The organism is Brachyspira sp. SAP_772 (assembly GCF_009755885.1).
Classification (GTDB): Bacteria; Spirochaetota; Brachyspiria; order Brachyspirales; family Brachyspiraceae; genus Brachyspira.
Genome location: NZ_VYIX01000253.1, coordinates 1 through 628 on the forward strand (window position 1 = coordinate 1; position 628 = coordinate 628).

Consider the following 628-nt stretch of genomic DNA (forward strand, 5'->3'; position numbering starts at 1 on the left):
CAAAGGCCTATTAAAAGAAGGATTTGATGCTGATTTTGTAATATCAGATTTGAATGATGAATCCATTATAGAAGATAAAGATATAATTACAAAAGCTTCTTGGTCTCCATATATAGGATTTAAAAGAGGCGGCAAAGTTATAACTACTATAGTGAGAGGAAATGTAGTTTATAATAACGGAAAGTTTTATAAAAGTTTTGGAAAAGAAGTTTATTATACATATTAACAAAATATAATTGTTTAGCTATATAAATAAAAAAATATGCTTGCAAATTATTATTTAACAATTAAACTTTTAATATAATTCTATTTGGCAGTGTCGTAGTGTTTATGAAGATTGCAATACTAGGCGGAAGTTTTGACCCTCCTCATTTGGGGCATTTAATATTGGCTGATACTATACAGCATGAACTTAAATGCGATAAAATATTATTCATTCCAAGTAAAATACCTCCGCATAAAAGCATAAGCGGCAAAGTTTCTGATGATGACAGAATTAATATGTTAAAATTGTCTATAGAAGATAATGACAACTTTATATTAGATGATTATGAGATAAAAAATGATTGTGTGTCTTATACGATAAAAACTTTAGAATATATTTATAATAATTACAAGTTTGAAGATA

1 protein-coding gene and 1 pseudogene are annotated in these 628 nt (G+C 26.4%); both read left to right on the forward strand.

Features of this window, described 5'->3' with window-relative positions:
- Positions 1-226, forward strand: a pseudogene (locus GQX97_RS13865) (amidohydrolase family protein); the annotation flags it as partial.
- A gap of 104 nt (positions 227-330) precedes the next feature.
- On the forward strand, positions 331-628 hold a 298-nt coding region (locus GQX97_RS13870; RefSeq protein WP_157152337.1), incomplete at its 3' end, for a nicotinate-nicotinamide nucleotide adenylyltransferase.